The 19,303-nt window shown below is 33.0% G+C and carries 19 protein-coding genes; 10 read left to right on the forward strand and 9 right to left on the reverse strand.

What is annotated here, in order from left to right; genetic code table 11:
* Positions 1–191 precede the first annotated feature (191 nt).
* Positions 192–1,832, forward strand: a complete 1,641-nt coding sequence (locus KMW28_RS04105) for a hypothetical protein (RefSeq protein WP_169664272.1) — start codon at positions 192–194, stop codon at positions 1,830–1,832.
* Between the two features lie 118 nt (positions 1,833–1,950).
* Positions 1,951–3,222, forward strand: a complete 1,272-nt coding sequence (locus KMW28_RS04110; protein ID WP_066210034.1) for a Glu/Leu/Phe/Val family dehydrogenase — start codon at positions 1,951–1,953, stop codon at positions 3,220–3,222.
* Between the two features lie 54 nt (positions 3,223–3,276).
* Here the strand turns inward: KMW28_RS04110 and KMW28_RS04115 are convergent, their stop codons facing one another.
* A complete protein-coding gene (locus KMW28_RS04115; protein WP_066210033.1) occupies positions 3,277–4,422 on the reverse strand; it encodes a DUF4421 family protein in 1,146 nt (381 codons plus the stop codon).
* 144 nt (positions 4,423–4,566) lie between these two features.
* Between KMW28_RS04115 and KMW28_RS04120 the strand changes: the two genes are divergently transcribed.
* From KMW28_RS04120 to KMW28_RS04130, 3 genes are all read left to right on the forward strand, one after another.
* A complete protein-coding gene (locus KMW28_RS04120; RefSeq protein ID WP_169664273.1) occupies positions 4,567–5,190 on the forward strand; it encodes a peroxiredoxin-like family protein in 624 nt (207 codons plus the stop codon).
* 15 nt (positions 5,191–5,205) lie between these two features.
* Entirely contained in the window at positions 5,206–5,544 is a 339-nt protein-coding gene (locus tag KMW28_RS04125; protein ID WP_169664274.1) for a hypothetical protein, read from the forward strand.
* An 83-nt stretch (positions 5,545–5,627) separates the two neighbouring features.
* The gene (locus tag KMW28_RS04130; protein ID WP_169664275.1) at positions 5,628–6,377 is read left to right on the forward strand and encodes a cytidylate kinase-like family protein; all 750 of its coding nucleotides are present in this window, start codon (positions 5,628–5,630) and stop codon (positions 6,375–6,377) included.
* A gap of 223 nt (positions 6,378–6,600) precedes the next feature.
* Here KMW28_RS04130 and KMW28_RS04135 read toward each other — a convergent pair whose 3' ends face one another.
* Genes KMW28_RS04135 through KMW28_RS04150 form a run of 4 tightly spaced genes read right to left on the reverse strand, consistent with a single transcriptional unit; the run spans position 6,601 to position 8,641 of the window.
* A complete protein-coding gene (locus tag KMW28_RS04135) occupies positions 6,601–7,014 on the reverse strand; it encodes a cytochrome c maturation protein CcmE domain-containing protein (protein WP_066210029.1) in 414 nt (137 codons plus the stop codon).
* Positions 7,015–7,020: 6 nt separating this feature from the next.
* Complete coding sequence (locus tag KMW28_RS04140) at positions 7,021–7,272, reverse strand: CcmD family protein (RefSeq protein WP_044221421.1); 252 nt, start codon at positions 7,270–7,272, stop codon at positions 7,021–7,023.
* Positions 7,273–7,282: 10 nt separating this feature from the next.
* A complete protein-coding gene (gene ccsA / locus KMW28_RS04145) occupies positions 7,283–7,948 on the reverse strand; it encodes a cytochrome c biogenesis protein CcsA (protein ID WP_066210028.1) in 666 nt (221 codons plus the stop codon).
* An 18-nt stretch (positions 7,949–7,966) separates the two neighbouring features.
* The gene (locus KMW28_RS04150; protein ID WP_066210027.1) at positions 7,967–8,641 is read right to left on the reverse strand and encodes a heme exporter protein CcmB; all 675 of its coding nucleotides are present in this window, start codon (positions 8,639–8,641) and stop codon (positions 7,967–7,969) included.
* A gap of 317 nt (positions 8,642–8,958) precedes the next feature.
* On the opposite strand from KMW28_RS04150, the gene KMW28_RS04155 reads away from it, so the two are divergent.
* Positions 8,959–9,933, forward strand: a complete 975-nt coding sequence (locus tag KMW28_RS04155; protein ID WP_169664276.1) for a hypothetical protein — start codon at positions 8,959–8,961, stop codon at positions 9,931–9,933.
* A gap of 70 nt (positions 9,934–10,003) precedes the next feature.
* On the opposite strand, the gene ccsA (KMW28_RS04160) is transcribed toward KMW28_RS04155, so the two are convergent.
* From ccsA (KMW28_RS04160) to KMW28_RS04170, 3 genes are all read right to left on the reverse strand, one after another.
* Positions 10,004–12,592, reverse strand: coding sequence for a cytochrome c biogenesis protein CcsA (gene ccsA, locus KMW28_RS04160; protein ID WP_169664277.1), 2,589 nt, complete (start codon positions 12,590–12,592; stop codon positions 10,004–10,006).
* Positions 12,593–12,908: 316 nt separating this feature from the next.
* Positions 12,909–14,084 carry a LysM peptidoglycan-binding domain-containing protein gene (locus KMW28_RS04165; RefSeq protein ID WP_169664278.1) on the reverse strand — a complete coding sequence of 392 codons (1,176 nt, stop codon included), beginning with the start codon at positions 14,082–14,084 and terminating at the stop codon, positions 12,909–12,911.
* 43 nt (positions 14,085–14,127) lie between these two features.
* Complete coding sequence (locus KMW28_RS04170; protein ID WP_169664279.1) at positions 14,128–14,829, reverse strand: OmpA family protein; 702 nt, start codon at positions 14,827–14,829, stop codon at positions 14,128–14,130.
* A 532-nt stretch (positions 14,830–15,361) separates the two neighbouring features.
* On the opposite strand from KMW28_RS04170, the gene KMW28_RS04175 reads away from it, so the two are divergent.
* The gene (locus KMW28_RS04175; RefSeq protein WP_158297679.1) at positions 15,362–16,036 is read left to right on the forward strand and encodes an OmpA family protein; all 675 of its coding nucleotides are present in this window, start codon (positions 15,362–15,364) and stop codon (positions 16,034–16,036) included.
* A 72-nt stretch (positions 16,037–16,108) separates the two neighbouring features.
* On the opposite strand, the gene sucD is transcribed toward KMW28_RS04175, so the two are convergent.
* A complete protein-coding gene (gene sucD / locus KMW28_RS04180; RefSeq protein ID WP_169664280.1) occupies positions 16,109–16,987 on the reverse strand; it encodes a succinate--CoA ligase subunit alpha in 879 nt (292 codons plus the stop codon).
* A 175-nt stretch (positions 16,988–17,162) separates the two neighbouring features.
* Between sucD and yidD the strand changes: the two genes are divergently transcribed.
* From yidD to KMW28_RS04195, 3 genes are all read left to right on the forward strand, one after another.
* The gene (gene yidD, locus KMW28_RS04185; protein ID WP_066210020.1) at positions 17,163–17,384 is read left to right on the forward strand and encodes a membrane protein insertion efficiency factor YidD; all 222 of its coding nucleotides are present in this window, start codon (positions 17,163–17,165) and stop codon (positions 17,382–17,384) included.
* A 102-nt stretch (positions 17,385–17,486) separates the two neighbouring features.
* Positions 17,487–18,593 (forward strand): C1 family peptidase, encoded by a 1,107-nt coding sequence (locus KMW28_RS04190; protein WP_169664281.1) that lies wholly within the window; start codon positions 17,487–17,489, stop codon positions 18,591–18,593.
* A gap of 23 nt (positions 18,594–18,616) precedes the next feature.
* The gene (locus KMW28_RS04195) at positions 18,617–19,096 is read left to right on the forward strand and encodes a sugar 3,4-ketoisomerase (RefSeq protein WP_158297678.1); all 480 of its coding nucleotides are present in this window, start codon (positions 18,617–18,619) and stop codon (positions 19,094–19,096) included.
* The last annotated feature ends 207 nt before the right edge of the window (positions 19,097–19,303 follow it).

The raw sequence follows: 19,303 nt of genomic DNA on the forward strand, positions 1-19,303 counted from the left end.
TTTAGATATAATATAATAAAAGTTTAAATTGATTTTTGTCATAAGTGAACTTTAACAATACCCAAAATATTGTTTCAACAAATAGAAATTGTTGTAAAAAAAATAAACACAGCTATATCGCTTATGTAAAAATACACAATTTCTAAACACCCAATACTACTTGATTTCATACCTCATTACTATCAAAACCTATGAAACGCATTATCAATATATTCCCAATTTTATTAAACTTAATTTTATTGATTTTAATACCTTCTGTTCATGCCCAAACTTTCGAGGAACATACCTTAAAGTTTCCAATGATGCATGAATATGACGGGGCTTACCAAATAAGTCAAATGGGAGATAAAGGTTTACTTGTCCTAAGAAATCGATATGCTGGTGAAAAAAGTAATGTAATATCCGAAATCCAAATGACCTATGTGAAGTCATCATTTCAAAAAAAATGGACCAAAGACATTTCTTTAAATCATTATGGTGATTTCAAGCTAAATACATATGATGATGAATTTGCTTATTTTTTAATGCAAGCAAATAAAAATAATTATCAAGTATTGAGAATTCGTTTAGAGGATGGTGCTCATAAAGTTTTCTATTACAAAAATGTAGAAAAAATGACAGTCGACTATTTCGAAGCTCATAATAATGTGTGTTTCTTCGGAGGTCACGCAGAAAATAGACCAATTGTCACTCGTTGGGATTTAGATTCAGATAAAAGAAATATTTTACCGTCTGTACATCAAATAAAAGGTGGTTTGTATTGTATGGAGTTTGACCCCAAAAGTGATATGCTTACTGTAGTAGTAAAAGCTCAGATGACAAGTATACACAGAGGTTTATATATTTTGGACTATAGCATGGATGGATTAATCGACAAACAATATTTTGAAGAATTACAAAGAGATTATAATTACCAAACCTTTAGGCCTTATCACAATAGTAACGGGCAACTAGTGATGTTGGGAACATATGGTTTAGGGAATTTATCGGATGAAACTCAAGGTATCTATTCAATGATCATTTCAAAAAATGGGTACAGAATGCATCCTAAGTTTTACGACTTTTCTTTCTTCAAAAATTTCTATAGTCATCTTGATGAAAAGCAAAAAGAAAAGAGTGAAGCAAAGTTTCATAAAAGAAGAGAAAAAGATAAGATCACTCCTTTGCGTTTAGAGATCATGCCTAATAGGTTACAGTTTATGAATAATCAAGTGGTGTTTGTGGTGAATGATGTCACTTTTATTTATCCTTTTAATGATCAAGCAAAATATTTGAGCGATGGATTTTATTCAAAGGCTGAAGTCCCAACTTATACATCATTTGTACAGAACTACGAGAATATGATTCGACGTAAAGGAGAGTTTATTCCCATGAATCTTTTGGATGAAAAGATGAAAGATCATCTTCCATTTCCAATAGAATGTAATTTTAATCGTTCGTTTGCTTGTGGATTTGATTACGAAACAGGTGAGTTAAAATGGGACAATACTTATGTAACAAGAAATTTAAAAACAGAAATGCCAATTGAGTCAGTAACAGCTTATGCAGACAATAGAAAGGTGGCCTTTCTTCATGTAAATAGAGATAACTTTTTTTATAAAATCTCTGATAGATTAAAATATACTAATAATCTAAAAGTGGTATCTCTTCAAGATTATTCTCCTGGGAAAGAAGTGAAAAAGTTTACTAGTGGAGGAGTACAACATTGGTACAGTAATCATTTTATTTTTACGGGTACTAAAACGGTGAAGACACTGTACAATCAAAAAGAAAAAGAAAATTACTTCTTTTTAACCTGCTTATCTTACAGTAATAGAGTACTTTCCGAATAATTTTAAAAACAACTACTGATAAATTTTTACGTTTTGTTTGTTTATGTGCAACTATTTTTTGCTAATTGCAATTATAAATGTAAAAATTACACATATATAAACACACACACTTAAACATATGGGATATATTGAACCAGCTCCAATAACGGATAAAGAAAATCCGTTTGAGTCTATGATGGAGCGATTTAATATTGCTGCTGAAAAACTTGGTCTCGATTTAGAAACTTATGAAGTTTTAAAAAGTCCTGCCAAGCAAGTTATTGTATCACTACCAATTGTTATGGACGATGGCCATAAAAAAGTATTTGAAGGTTACCGAGTAATTCATTCGAACACACTTGGTCCGTCGAAAGGTGGAATCCGTTACGATATGGATGTAAACCTAGATGAGGTGAAGGCTTTGGCTGCGTGGATGACATGGAAATGTGCCGTTGTAGATATTCCTTATGGCGGTGCGAAGGGTGGAATAAAATGTGATCCATCCAAAATGTCTAGTGGAGAATTAGAACGTCTAACGAGAGCTTATACTGTAAAAATGTACGAGATTTTCGGTCCAGATATCGATATTCCTGCTCCAGATATGGGAACGGGCCCACAAGAAATGGCTTGGATTATGGATGAATATTCTAAAGCTCAAGGTAAAACTGTTCAAGCCGTTGTTACAGGTAAACCTTTAGTATTAGGTGGTTCTTTGGGTAGAGTAGAAGCTACTGGAAGAGGGGTAATGGTTTCAGCAATGGAGGCTTTAAGAAAAATGAAAATCTCTCCAAACGATGCAACTGTTGCTGTACAAGGTTTTGGTAATGTAGGCTCTAATGCTGCAAAACTACTTGCTCAAAAAGGACTTAAAATTACGGCAATTAGTGATCACACTGGTGCTTTTTATAATCCTGATGGGATTGACCTTAGAGAAGCAAGTGAATATAGAGAAACCTACAAAACACTGGAAGGGTTTACTGGAGGAGAAAAGATTTCTAACGAAGCTCTTTTAGAGTTAGATGTAGATGTACTTGTTCCTGCTGCAAAAGAGGATGTGATTAACACGAAGAATGCAGATAAAATAAAAGCAAAGTTGATTGTTGAAGGAGCAAACGGACCAACAGGAGCAAAGGCAGACAAAGCACTCCATGATAAAGGTATCGTTGTGGTTCCAGACATTCTTGCCAATGCTGGAGGTGTTACTGTTTCTTATTTCGAATGGGTTCAAAACCGTTTGGGATACAAATGGACACGAGATAGAGTAAATAGAAGAAGCGATAGAATTATGAAAGAAGCTTTTGAGAAAGTGTTTAAAATCGCTGAAAAGCACAATGTATCTCTAAGGATAGCATCTTATATGGTGGCCATTACAAAAGTAGCGGATACCTATAAACTAAGAGGAAGTTTCTAGATTTTATCAAATGATATGAAAGGATAATAGGCAATATAGTTTATTATCCTTTTTTTATTTTGTTGATTTTTTACCTCCTGTAAAAATCATATGAGCTGTCTGATTGATCAAATCATTTACCCATTTCACAGTTTTATTTAATTTAGGTCCCATATTAAAACGATAACCACAGTTCACTTCAAAACTGGTAAAATAACTAATGGCTAAGAATTCTTGATCTAAAGCATGAGGTAATGCCGAATAGGTAACTTCTGTATTGGTCTGAAGAGTAATAAACAATCTTTCATGATTATATCCTGCTGAAGCTTTAAAGTCTAAAGCAGGTAAAAATGAAAATTGCGTGTCACTTCCGCTATCTAATGTAAAACCTTGATGTTGTCCACCAACTCCCACTCCAAGCATTGTTCCTATATAAAAACCTTTATATACTAGAACACCTGCCACCCCACCAATAACAGTTAGGTCATTCATACGAAGTTTCGTCATAGAACCATATTGTGATTCTGGATTTCTAGCAAGAGGAGGTAAAAAGGGAGTTAATCCTGAATAATTTTCTGAACGATATCTGATTTTGTAATAAGTTGTAAAGGCACTTCTCAATTGAATCTTTTTCTGTTTAAAGACGGCCTTGTAGCTGAATCGATTATTTGTAAACCTTACCGCATGTAAATTGATAGATCGAGTAATGATGTCGTCTCGAATTAATGGAGAAGGCTCCGTTTGAAGGCTGTCATATACACGAATAGAACTATCTATAAAGCCAGAATATCTGTAATATTCAGCATCTAAATACCATTTTTTGATAAAACCATCAGCACGTAAACGGAAAACACTAGATTTTCCATATACTCCTTCATCATATTGGGAATATGGAGTTTGAATACTTGCTCTTACACCAAGGTTACCAAAGGCAAAACCTAAACCAATAAGATAACTATTGTTAGGTGTATATAGAATGTCTTTAGGACGTTCTCTTCTAACAATTCCGTTATCATCGAACCATGTTTTAGGAGGATAGTTATTAAATAAAAGATTAAGCTTAGAATTGGAGAAGTAGGTACTGATACTCACTTTATCATTGATATGTCTGATATAAGAATGATCTATATACGACGAATCAGCAGTATTTTGAGCAATGACTGTTTTTTGAAATAGGCAGAAAAATAGAATCCAAAGAAAATGTTGATGATGTCGAGGCATTTATTTAAATTAAAAACAGAGCAATTGATCTCTGTTGCTGTTCTAAGTTACTTCAATACAACTTTTAATAAAAAAAATAGAATAGTTTTTTCTATCTTGTCATGTATTTTATAACTCATAATTAATTACTAATCACTTCAAACTATGAAACACTTTATCTTAACTCTATCAATCTTTATAGTGTCTTTATCATCGGCCTTTTCACAAAGTGTACCTAAAAGTGCAAACGATATCTCTCCTTTATTAATTGGTGAATATGTTCCTGAAGTCACTTTAAGAGATGTTGATAGTAACCCTGTCGATCTGAAAAAACTAATCAAAAAGAAACCCACAGTCTTAATTTTTTATAGAGGAGGATGGTGTCCCTATTGTAATAGACAACTTTCTGGATTAGGAGAAATTTCTGATTATTTAGTAAGCATTGGTTATCAAATTGTGGCTATTTCGCCAGATACACCAGACCATTTATCGCTTACTTATGACAAACACATGATGAACTATATGCTATTATCAGATAGTGATATGAAGGCCTCAAAGAAATTTGGTTTAGCTTTCGAATTAGATGATAAAATGTTTAAAAAGTTCTCCAATATGGGAATGGACATTGTCACAACTACCGGAGAAAAACATAATATGTTACCTGTTCCTGCTGTATTTTTTGTAAAGACGAATGGAGAAATTAGTTTTGAATATATTAATCCTAACTTTAAGAAAAGAATCAGCTCATCGTTATTAGTAACGGCTGCTGAAACAATGGGAAGCGAATAATTATTTGATTTAAATATGAAACAGTTAGACGAAGAAGAAAAACAATTAGGAGGAAGAAGTTTTATATCTGAAGATTTAGGAAGCTTTTTGATGGGACTAAAAAAAGGCGAGATCAATGACTCAAGATTGATTTACCTTAAAAGAGCAGGCTTTAGCTATGGAAAGCTTGCAGGTGCTTATCAAAAACAACAAGAATTGATAGAACGTTACAAGGAGCAGTTTATTAAAGACGAAAATCCAGAAATAGAAGAAGCTGTGCCTCCAATGGTAAATGGTTTAATTAATCCTTTGATGGTAGAGATTTATACATCAGAAGAAGAATTAGGTCAGTATATTTTAAATAAGATCACTTAGTTTTGGTGATCATGGTCAGTTAAAAAATCTTTATAAGTGTGTAAATTACTATTAATAAATAACACATCACTAATTTTACTGTCATGAAAACCAATATATTAGATCAATTCCTCAGAAAACTGGAGTTGGATTTTGCCGGCTCCAGCAATGCTACCCAAAAGCGTAAAGGCGTTATTGTTACTATTTCTCGTGAATACGGTTCAGCTGTAAGAAAAGTAGGACAAATGTTAGTCAATAAGCTCAATCAAGAAAAGATTGGTTTCGAGCTTCTCAATAAGAAATGGATACTTATTGATACAAGTGTCATTCGTGATTTATCCCAAGAGCTTTCCTTAGACTACAAAGCCATCAAAGAGTATGTTCCTCAAGAAAAGAAAGGCTTAGTTGAGCAGATTATTCATTCCTTTAGTCCTGACTATAATAAATTAGATGGGCATCTAGATAAAGCTTTAGAAACAGTACTTAATGCCTATTTCGATAGAGGTAATGTCGTTATTTTAGGACGAGGTGCTGAATATTTCGCAAGCGAACTACAAAATGCTTTACGTATAAAAATCAATAGTACTTTTCAGTTTAGAATCGCACAAATAATGAATAACCATGGTTTGAGTTATCAAGATGCTAAAATGAAAATGCTCAAAAATGCCAAATTAAGAAATGATTTCCTTGAACATATTAAAAAAGGAAAGCCTGATACATATACCTCTGTTATTGATAGATCGAGATTAGACGATAATACACTTGCAGATTATCTCATGTCTTTTACAAGTGCTAAAGTAAAAGATATTAAAAGAGAGATTGATGCAAAGAAGAAAATGAAAGTTGTACACTAAGAGAAAACTTTACATATCGAGTATGGCAACGACTTAGCTAAAATAACTGAGTTAGACGAACTCAGGTGAAACAACACAACCAAAGAATAGATCGCAAAGACAACAGAACTAATCAACATTCTTCTTACAAACTTTTGAATTGGGAAAAATAAAGTTTGTAAAAAAAAAGGCAACTTAGATTATATCTAAGTTGCCTTTCTGTGTATATCAAATAGTTGATGTCTTACAATTGCTTCTCTTCGTATTTAGAAGGACACTTCATCAAAATTTCAGAAGCAAGGAATTCTTGTTCGTTCTTTGTACGACCAATAACCACCACTTTTTCAGATTTTTCGAAATCTTTCATTGATGCAGGAGGAGAATAACAAACTACTCTTCTCATTACATTTTGTTCATCAACAAGGTTAAAAGCAAGGTAATTAGCATCTTTCATAGGGTCGTATTGAATGCCGATTACATTACCTGATTTATCTTTTTGAAGCTCACCGATAACATGAACTTTATTTTCGTTACCATCAGCAGCTATTTCTTGAGCAGTTGTAAAATCTACATACTGACTAGCATCTCCTGCAGTAACTACTAAAATACTAATCATTATGGCAATAATGATCAGTCCGAATATATGTGACCTTTTCATAGTGTTTTATTTATCGTTAATCATTTTTTCTAATTGGGTGATTTTACGGTCAGTTAAGAATAAGTAAACCATAAATCCTACCCAAATAGCAGCAACTACAGCTACTACAACATAGATTTTTCCATTCGCATGTAGGGCATCTGCCATCTCTACACCAAAATTAGAATAATCTTTTTCAGTAATCTGAATTTTCTCTTGAGCACTTACAAATGTCAAAGAAAAAATACTTAATAATATAGTGTTGATGAACTTTTTCATTGTTCTTTTATTAATCGATATCTAAAATTTTATCCTCTGCTTTTTTCATTCTTACCCTTAATTGAGTAAACCAAACACCTAAGAGTGTCCATCCGATAATGGCAGGGTAGAATACAAGTCTTAAATTACTATCTGATTTATATTGATCGAAACCAGGGTTGCCTCCATTACCAGGATGCAAAGAACTTGTTAACCTAGGTAATACAAAGATAAGAGGTATGAATACAGCAAAGGCAAAAATGTTATAAATAGCACTAATTTTCGCTTTTTGATCATCATCTTTAAATGAGCCTCTAAGAATTAGGTAGGCAAAGTAAAAAAGTAAACCTACAGCGGCAGCATTTTGTTTAGGGTCATTACTCCAAGGTTCTCCCCATGTAAATGCAGCCCATATCATTCCGGTAACGATACCAAGAATACCAAACAGAATTCCTGTATTGGTTAATTCAGAAGCCCATAAATCATCATGAAGATTGTTAGATCTTAGATATTTAATAGAATAAATCATTGCACCTAATAGGACTAAAATCATCCCAAACCACATTGGAACATGATAGTATAGGTTTCTGATCGTTTCATTTAAAATGTCTAAACGAGGAACACTAAGTAAAAGTCCCCCTACAAGCGTGTAAAAAAGTAAAATCACAGCCGTGATTTTCCACCAAGCGCCTTTCATTATTTTGTTTATTATTGTTTAACTTCTCCACAAATAAGGGAAAAGTAGAAAAGATACTGTTACTATTATTATATCGATGGCAAATATAACAAGTATTTCGTCCATACTCTGACTTCTTGCTATACCATCTATGGCATTTTTAGATAATTTAATGAGCATTAATATCATAGGTAGAATAGCAGGTAATCCAAGTACAGCCATAAGGGTGCTATTTCCTTGTGCTTTAGAAGCAATACCCGCCACTAAAGTAAGGGAAGATGAAAACCCGAATCCACCTAAAAAGACCACAAATGCGAATAATCCAAAGTCTTGAATAGGGTTGCCAAGAACAAGTGAATAAACACCAAGCCCAATAAATGAAATAAGCATCATCAGAAAAGCATTATAAATAATTTTTGACAAGATGATCGCTTGTGGACTAATCATTTGATAATAATAAAAATGCCTGCCTTTCGATTCTTTAGTAAAGCTATTACTAGCACCATTTAAGGCAGCAAATAATTGGATGATCCAAAAAAGGGTATTCCATGTAATAGGAGATAAAGCCGTGCTTTTTTGATTAAAACTTAAGTAACAGACAAATACTGTACTTATAGTAAATAAAAGAAGTCCATTTAAGTTTGTTTTCTCTCTCCATTCTAAAGTTGCATCTTTTTTTAGAAGGATTCCTATTTCAGAAAAAATTGAATTCATATCTAGTGTTTATACATCGAGATGTAAAGAGTCAAAGCATTTATTTTCACTTTTTAAACAGTAAAATTTAAATGAATCTTTAAAATTCTCGATGCAAATTACCAAAAAATCAATGATACATCCAATTCGATAGATTTGTAATTTTTTTTGGCATCCTATATGTACTTTTATACATATCCTATATATTTATCATTTGATATATACTTTACCTCTTGTCTCAAAAACAATTTCAAAGGTAAGTGTGAATATTTTACTACATAGATATCTCCTCAATTTCTTTGATGAAAACCTGAGTAAATGAGGAGAAAAAATAGTTTATGAAACAAACTTTAGTTTATATAAGTATTATTTTTTGTATGGTTTTACAGGCCTGTGTACCTAAAGTGTGCCCAGCGTATATCTCTGTATTCTATCAAAAAGATGATCCAAATAGTTTATATTATGTAGCTAAAACTCCTGATCCAGATTCAGACTACTTTTTACCATTAGGAGAAGATTCTACAATGGAAATAAAAGGTACTGTTTCTTATGTGGGTTACTTTATCAACGATTCTACTGCAAAAGAAGAAGAAATTTACGCATCAAGAGAAAAGGAGTGGACCGGTTTACTTGCCCCTAGAGGTGGACTTTATGGGAAGTACTTTAATCAAGATAAGAAACATCAGGCAGGTAATAAGCCAAATTATATCATCGGAAGTACAATAAATCCTATGCCTGAAAAAATTGAAGAAGATTCTACAATAGATTTCATTGCAGAGGATAGTATCTATTTGGTGAACTCTGGCGATTCCCTTGAGAATTTATTGTTTGGAGGTGGCCCAGGTTATGATGATTCAATGGTTGCTAAAGAATTACCGGATCAAGATAGTGATGATATAGATGTTGTAACGAATGATTCTCTTCCTCCAACAATGTACGATGGATATGTTTATCTTCAGAAGTATGGTGATTTGGTAGCTAAGGAAGACTCTATGCGTATGGGGTATTTTATAGTTCCAGATTCTATGTACTTAGTAAAAAGGAAATGGTATGAGATATGGAAACCGAAACATTATATGATTCCCAAAAGCGAATTGGATAGCATTCATAAAGCCAATGTGGAGAAATATGAAACGGATTCTCTTGCCAAACTACCTCAGTACGATTCTCTCGGAAATTTAATTGAGAAGAAGAAGTTATTTGGTAATAGTAATAATCAGCAAAGTCTAGAAACAGATCCTTTTGAGCAAAATGCCAAAGAGAAAAAGAAGAAAAAGGATGCTGCTGTGAAGGAAGAAGAGGAAGACTGGTAAAAATATAAAGCTAAAAAAGGTGGATGATTCTAAAATCATCCACCTTTTTTATATCAATATAAAGAGAAGATTAAACCATTACTTCTTCTTTAGTTTCTTTCTTTGTGGTTTTGTTTTTACTCTCTTTGAAACGTCGACTAGCAGAAATACCTGTTCCGACACCCAAAAGAATAGTACCAATCCATAAGATACTGATGAAAGGCTTTTCAACTGCTTTCATAATCACCCAGTCTTTTTGAGCTGTTTCTGCTTCAAAGACGAATGTTTTTTCTTTAGGAAGAATCTCTTTTAAAGTAATTCTTAATCCTAACTCTCTATTAGTCGCAGCAATTAAACCTGCCTCATAATCATTTACTAGCCCATCTATACTCATTCTCTTTACTTGAGTAAGTACATAAGACGGCTTCAAATCAATATTGTTATTAGCTCCAAGTAAAACTCTAAGGTTGGCTTGAAGTGCATAATCATCTTCTTTGATATGATAGCCAGGCGCTTTTTCAAGAGGTTTTACTCCATCAAAAACAACAACATAATCATTCAAGAATACGGTATCCCCAATCGCTATTTTAAGAGGATCTTGTTTACTCCACTCCACTTCATCATCGCTTACTGCAAGATTCGTAATGTGAGTATACATATCTTTATTCCAGAATGACTTAATATCTGGAGATGGAATTGGGCCCATAGCTTCGTTGTCTTGAACTCTTGGGAACAATGAGAATGATTTACCTTTATCGCTGATGTATTCGATTTCGTAGTAAATATTTTCATTATAAATCTGGATTTCATCTCCAATTTCCGCAACAGTTTCTCCATCTTGAACGATATCTTCTAAAACAACTGCATGATACGGATCATTGGCTTTTTGTTTTACGGATTCCTTATTGAAATACCCTGGTATATCACGAGAAGTTAATCTTGGCCCTTTGTAAGTAAGGTGATATTGTCCCATACGTTTCGGGTGACCTCTAAACAACAATACATTCTCCTTGTTCATTTCTTCAGGGAATTCACTATTGTAGATCTTACCACTCATATTTAAAGAGATAACATCTTCGAAACCAGAAGAAGCAAGAATACCAACAAGCATTAAAGCCACACCAATATGTGTTACAGCACCACCAGAAATAGAGATTTTCAATTTCGTAAATTGAACAATTACGATGGTATTAGCTACTAAACTAAAAATGGCCGCTGTAAGTAAAATGATGTAAGTTGGCTGATGCACATTACCCATTAAAATTAAAACTGCAGTAATAATTAAGGTAATGATATATGGAGTAGTTAACGTGCTGAATACATTTTTCTTATCCAATCTCTTCCAAAAGAAGAATTGGGCAGTACCAGAAATTAAGGCTAAAGCAACAGCAAACCACAACTGGAATTTAGTATAAAATGCTACAGCATCTGCAGGAGGAGCCAAGTTTGATGAAATACCAAAATTAGCTACTAAAGCATTAAAGGCAGGGTAAGAAGTTGGTACCAATACTTGGAAACTCATTAATGCTAAAACAGTAGCTCCAATAAATATCCAGAATTCAGCACTGTATGTAGAGGCCTCTTTTTTATCAGAAGGCATGTCTTTCATGCGGGCTACAAACAAAAGAATTGCTAAAATAGTGAAGAATACCAAGTAAAGTAATAACTGACCTGATAATCCTAAGTCTGTAAACGAGTGTACAGAACCTTCACCCAATACCCCTGATCGTGTTAAGAATGTAGAATATAATATCAGAATAAAAGCACCTAGAATAAGTCCCATTCCTGCTTTTAAAGCAGCGAAACTTTTGTGCTGAATGATCATTAAGTGTAGACCTGCAACAAGAATTAACCATGGAACATACACTGCATTTTCAACAGGGTCCCAGTTCCAATAACCACCAAAGTTTAGTGTTTCATAGGCCCAGTAAGCCCCCATCATAATACCAATACCTAACACGGAGATAGCCGTAACTACCCATCCCATACTTGGTTTTACCCATCCTTGGTAATCTTTTTGGAATAAAGCGGCAATTACAAATGCAAAAGGAATCAATGTTAAAGCAAATCCCATAAATAGAGTAGGTGGGTGAATGACCATCCAAATATTCTGAAGTAAAGGATTTAGACCAGTACCGTCTTCAGGGATAAAATTAGGATTTGTAGCAAATACAGGTGCCTCGATTGCGTCTCTTAGAAGAATAAATGGTGATGAACCAATTTTAGCTCCAAACACTGTCACACCTAATATCATCGACATAAGGAAAGCCTGAACTGCAGCCACAACAAACATGACATTGTACTCCCACTCTCCAGATTTTTTGATAATGAACAAGGCGATTAGAACATGCCAAAACGTCCAAACTAAAAAGCTACCTTCTTGGCCTTCCCAGAAACTAGAAACGATGTAATAAGCTGGTAAATTATTAGAAGAGTGACTCCATACATAATGGTATTCATAATAATGATTGAATATCATAAAGAAGAGAGTACATACCGTTGAAAAAACAGCTATACCATGGATTATAAATGTAGCTCTTGCTAATTTTTTCCATCGTTGTTTTTCCTCGATGTTATTTTCTGTTGCGGTAAATCTATAGGCTATTGCAGATAGTATTGCAGTAACAAATGCTACAATAATCATGAAATGCCCAAAATTGCCAATGAAAGCGTGAATCATTGATTTGTTGTTTGATCTTTAATGGAATGATGCTGTAAAAAAAGTAAAGTAGTTTCTTCCTTTATATACAAGCTGACTCTCTCCATTATTAATTTAAAAAAAGTGATATTGTTTAATAACCTGAGTGGATTGAAAAATAATTTTTCATGCACAGTATTATTACTATCCAATTGATTCACAAATTTAAGAGGATTGTAGTATTTAAAATAAATTAGGAGTATAAATTTTTGATAGTTCTTCTAGATAGAACTTCATTTATCATTCTTTAAGTTAATGCTTATTGTTAATCAATTAGGTTTTAAGGGATAAGTGATGTTTAAAGCTCATTTTCAAATGGTAAAAAAACAGAATGACCTTCAACTACTTGTGGGTTAAATTCTTGAATCAACTTAATACCTTCTTGCTCGTTATCATAATACATTTGAGCAATTTTTTTCAAGGTTTCTCCTTTTTGAACTAGGTGAGTCCCCTTAACAGGAACTATAAACCAATTTTCGTCCATTACTACTTTTGCTTCAATAGCTAAGGGATTATAGATATTAAACTTTTCAGCGATTTCTTCTCGTTTGAATTTTTTCCTAGCATCTCTAAACAAAGCGTACATTCGATAGCGTTCGTTGTCGAAAACATCAAAATCACGATTAGCTATTGATTGAATATGTTGTGTTTGATAACGTTGGAAAGCTTCTATGGTCTTTTCAGATTTAGTATTTTCCTTTTTGATGTTTGCAATTTCATCATCTTTTTCCTGTATTTGACTTTCCCAATTAGATTTATTCTGCTGATACATAAAGATGATCAACAGAGTAAATAAAACGAAACCTACAAAATTATAGATCTGATTTTTCTTCTGATTAGGGTTTCTAAGGGCTTCATCTACCTCTTTTTCGAATGGAAATACCTCCTGAAGTGCTTTTTCTCTATTTCTTGATGGAGCATTGTCTCTCAAAAACTCACAAGGAAGAATACCTACAAAAGACAAGTCTTCTTTAGTTTGTTGAATTAACCCTTCTGCAGATTCTTGAGGTAGGGAAGAAGAGAATATATCTTTTAATGATTTTGGAGCCGTCTCAAATAATAAAGAAGCATTACAGACCACTAACTGATCGTCTTCATTTAATAAAAAAGGAGTAGCGACTGCTGGGTTTTTAGTATGCGGAGGAGATAGAAAACGACCATCGCGATAGACAAATAAACGAATATTACCATTGCGAGTATGCCACAAACGTCTATCTTTAAGATAGACAAGAACATAGTCGTTACACCCAAAATTTTTTACAACTTTACTTGCTTCATGTAATGCAAGTTGAGGTTTTTTATTTTCTTTAAAAGATTTATTTAAGGTTGTTTTTGTTTGTTCATCTGCACTCTCTAAAAGTCCTCCACCTAAAAATAAACTATCAGAACTTAATTCGTTTAGCCAAAAATGTGTGGAATGAACATCAGATGATGAATATCCAAAAGTATATTTTTGTTTAGTCTTTACGGTCATGTTTATTCTCTACAACTTGAATTGATACATGTAGTTTGAATGATCAATCCATTTTTTTAAACCTATACTCTACTCTTCTATTTTCAAGATGTTTTAAGTTAGAACATTTTACATTATTCTTACACTCATTGATCAATAAGTTTTCACCAAAACCGTCTGTAACAACTCTTTTTCTTGAAATTCCTTGAGAAATAAAATATAAAAGTATGGATTTTGCCTGTTTTTTTGATAATGATAAATTAAAATCATCATCACCACGAGAGTCTGTATGACAACTTATTTCTACTGATAACTGAGGTCTTTTCTTTAAAGTAGAAATAACGGAGTTGAGTTCTTCTATAGCAGAAGAGGAGATAATATCTGTGTTTACTTCAAAAGGGTATATGTCGAATTTATGGACTTTTTCTTCTTTAAAGTTTAAATCTAATTCATATGTTTTTCGATCATTTATTTCAACCACTGTATCATATGAGTGTAAATAATTAGGATTGGTTACTGATAGACTATATGTGTCATAATTGTGAATCGGAATAATGAATTCACTGCCCTTGTGTTTAAGAATAAAAGAAACGTCCTCGCTTTTTGATTCTATTTGATAATTATTTTCTATATCACTGTAATTGGAGCTATTGATTTTAATCTTAGCAAACTCTTCATTTTTATCCATTGTATGGCGGATACTTATTTTCTGACCGCCTTTCATTTTAGAAGATAAAATCTGAATAGATCCTTGAACACTCTTCATTTTTTCCTTAGAAAAGTATATTTCAAAATTTTCGTTATTACTCAATTCAAGGGAAAACTTTCCTTCGTTGTCAGTAGTTGTCTGAATAGATGAAACAAGTACTTTTTTGGATGATGAGGAAAGATTAATTATCTTGAATGCAAGGACCTTAACATCTTTAATTGGTTTGTTTTTTAAATTGCAAACAGTACCAATTAATACAATATTTTCCTTCGCGGAAACAGTGAATGACGTAAGACTAATTACGAAAAAGAATAAAAAATATTGTAAGATGCTATTTTTAGTCATTTAATTTTTTTGAGATAAAGGGTTTGTTTCTGTTGTTGCTTGATTGATCTTAACTTGACCGATAATAATTTTTTTTCTTTCTAGGTAAGAAAAATCAATGTTTTACACAACATAATTCCGTTAACATTCGTTTTAAGTTTGTATATTTGAAACTTACTCTAATAAGTAATTATCTCTCTTTATTGATAGGTGCATTATGCGATATACTCAAATCTTAACAAAGTTATGCTTTCTCCTGCTGTTGGTGATACTAACCCAAAATGTTATCGCCAATTCAAAAAAGGAATATACTCTCAAAGGTATTTACTTGGATAGTGAAAAAGGAAATACTATTGAAGGTGTAAAAGTATGCATAAAAAATATCAAAAGTGGTGCCAAGACAACAATATATACCGATCAGAATGGTCAGTTTGTATTAACATTGGAAGGCGAAGCAAATTATAAAATTTACGGTACTAAGGATTTATATTTTGATCAAGAAGAACATACAATATCTACCGAAGGTGATTTAGAAAGTAATATTATAGAGGTATCCTTTAATATAAAAGAGGTGAAATGTGATATTCCTTATACATTATCAGATTTACATTTTGAAGTGAACAATTCAGCAATCTTAGAAGACGGGGAGCAGCATATTGATTTTTTATATGAGTTGTTATCAAAAAATCATAAAATAAATGTGATTATAAGAGTTCACTCAGACGCTAGAGGAGCCAATGATTACAATAAAGAAATTACTCAAAGCCGAGCAGACTATTTAAAAGAGATTTTGGTATCGAAGAATATATCATCAACTAGAATTACAGCAGAAGGAGTAGGGGAAGAAGAGATAGTAAACGATTGTATTGATGGTATACGATGCTCTGGAGAAAGACACTTAGAAAATAGAAGAGTTGAAATCGTACTTAAGCAATCCTAAAAAAAACATTATTATAAAAAAAGACCTTGAATTGAATCAAGGTCTTTTTTTATGGCTTGGAATAAATTCCAATTATGCATTAACTAATAATTTAGCTAAAGTCTCTCCGATATCAGCCGGTGATTTTGAAACAGCGATTCCACACTCTTCCATAATACGCATTTTAGCTTCTGCAGTATCATCTTCACCACCAACAATGGCACCTGCGTGACCCATTCTTCTACCTTTCGGTGCAGTTTGGCCAGCAATAAAACCAACAACTGGTTTAGGGTTACCTTGTTCTTGGATCCACTTTGAAGCTTCAGCTTCGTAGTTACCTCCAATTTCACCAATCATTACGATAGCTTCAGTATCTGGATCTGCCATTAATAATTTTACTGCTTCTTTAGTTGATGTACCAATAATTGGGTCACCACCAATACCAATTGCAGTAGATACTCCGTAACCTGCTTTTACAATTTGATCTGCAGCTTCGTACGTAAGAGTACCCGACTTAGAAACGATACCTACTTTACCTGGTTTGAAAATGAAACCTGGCATAATACCTACCTTTGCCTCTCCTGGAGTAATAACACCTGGACAGTTTGGTCCGATAAGAGTAACGTCTTTGCCTTTAATGTAATCTTTTGCCTTAACCATGTCAGCTACTGGAATACCTTCAGTAATTGCAATAATTACTTTGATACCTGCGTCTGCAGCTTCCATAATAGCATCTGCAGCAAATGCTGGAGGAACAAAAATAATAGATACGTTCGCTCCTGCTTGCTCTACGGCGTCAGCAACTGTGTTAAAAACTGGTCTGTCAAGATGAGATTGACCACCTTTACCTGGAGTTACACCTCCAACTACATTTGTGCCGTAAGCAATCATTTGCTCGGCGTGAAAACTGCCCTCAGATCCAGTGAATCCTTGAACAATTACTTTTGAGTCTTTATTGACCAATACACTCATGGTTGTGTTGGTTATTTGTTAGTAAATATTAATATTACTTATTTGGATGCAATTTATACAATTTGATGATTATAATAAATAAAGATCATCTTTTTTATTGGTAAATTGTCATTGTTTTAACGCTATATATGTGAAAAAACGATTTTTCAAACATTATATACCCGAATATGCGAATATGGGAAAGTTTATTTCAAAAATAATGGTGCTGCTCGTTAGAGGTTATCAAGTGCTTATTTCGCCTTATACACCATCTTCTTGTAGATACTCACCTACTTGTTCTGAGTACACTGTGCAAGCTTTAAAGAAATACGGTCCGATAAAAGGCGGAAAATTAGCTTTCAAAAGAATAAAAAGTTGTCATCCTTGGGGTGGTAGTGGATACGATCCAGTGCCTTAACATAATTTAATATATAATTAGATATTAACATTTCGTTTTTGTACATTTAGGCATTCGATTATGACATATAATTAATCCTCGTTAAAATATAATTATATATAGATGTTATCCATCAAAAAAATACTAGCTTCTGTACTGCTTGCCGGAGCTTCTACACTAACAGTATTCGGACAAGAAACTATCGTAGATGGTACTCAACTTAAAGTGGTTAATCAGGTAAAAACAACTCCTGTAAAGAGTCAGGGTAGAACAGGTACATGTTGGAGTTTTTCAACAACCTCTTTTATTGAATCTGAATTAATGCGTAAAGGAAAAGGAGAGTTTGACCTTTCTGAAATGTATTTTGTAAGAAATACATATCCTTTAAAAGCAAAAAAATATATAAGAAAACACGGTAAAGCCCAGTTTGGAGAAGGTGGACTTGCTCACGATGTAATGAACATTATTCGTGAGAAAGGTTTTGTTCCTAATGCTGTGTATGATGGGAAAAATGGTAGTAAAGGACCTTATGATCATCAAGAATTATTCGGTGTGATGGAGAGTGTTTTGAAAACGCTGTCAACATCAAGAACAATTTCAGATAACTGGGACGATGCTTTTAATGCAATTTTGGACGCATATATGGGCGGAACTCCAGTCGAATTTGAATTTGAGGGCAAATCTTACACACCTCAAAAATTTGCTTCTAACTTGGACTTTAATCCTGATGATTATGTCGAGTTAACTTCTTACGATGCATATAAAACATATGCTCCATGTGTACTAGAAATTCCAGATAATTGGTCTGATGGTATCTATTACAATCTTCCTTTATCTGATTTGCAAGAGGTAATGAATAATGCTTTAAATAAAGGCTATTCATTAACATGGGATGGAGATGTTTCTGAAAAATCATTTTCTCATAAAAATGGAAAAGCAACTATTGAAGAGAAAGATGGTAAGGAAATTGAAGTAACGTCTTCGTTACGACAAACAACTTTTGATAATTATTCAACCACAGACGATCACTTGATGCATATCGTTGGCATTGTGAAAGATAAAGACGGAGCACTTTATTATGTTACTAAAAATTCATGGGGTGCTGAATCAAATGATTTCGGAGGTTATTTATATATGTCAGAAGGATATGTAAAACTTAAGACCGTTTCAATTATGGTTCATAAGGATGCTATTCCATCTGATATCAAAAAGAAAATAGGTTTAATCTAATTTCATGTCAAAAATAGATTGGTGTGTATAGAATAAGAGAGGAAAACAACATGACATTGAATAAGAAAAGATGGGTAAATAAAAAGCCTCGCATTATAGAAATTGAGGAACACGGTTCTCATACAATGGGTTTTTTAACCCCTGTATCTGAAAATAAACAAATACCTTTTCCTATAAAAAGAGTATTTTGGACGAACGGCGGAACAAAAGATACTGTTAGAGGTAATCATGCTCATAAAGAAACAGAAGAAGTAATTGTAGCAGTTACGGGTACAGTGGAGGTAGAGGTTGTTCTTGATGACATGAAAAGAAAGGTATTTATCCTTGATAATCCTTGTCAGGGTCTGTATTTGCCCCCTAATACTTGGAGAACCTTATATTTTAATAAAAATGCTGTTACCGTTACAATAGCTTCTACAGAGTATGATCCTAACGACTATGAAACCGATATGGTAAATTGGTTGCAAAGGGACTACTCGGATGAGAAATTTTATAACGAGTAATAGATTTGGAATAAAATTTGAACTTGTTTGTTTTAACAAGTTAAAAATCACTTAGTTCTGTTTTAACACGTTGCTAGGTGATTTTTTTTAAAACTTTGAAATACAAACTTCTATTCTTAATTCAAAAAGGGTATTTATTTGAATATCAAGTGGGTAATTCATTGTTTTAAGTTTAAAAGAAACTCAGAACTACGTTGTAAAAATAAG

This window comes from Flammeovirga yaeyamensis (genome assembly GCF_018736045.1).
GTDB lineage: Bacteria > Bacteroidota > Bacteroidia > Cytophagales > Flammeovirgaceae > Flammeovirga > Flammeovirga yaeyamensis.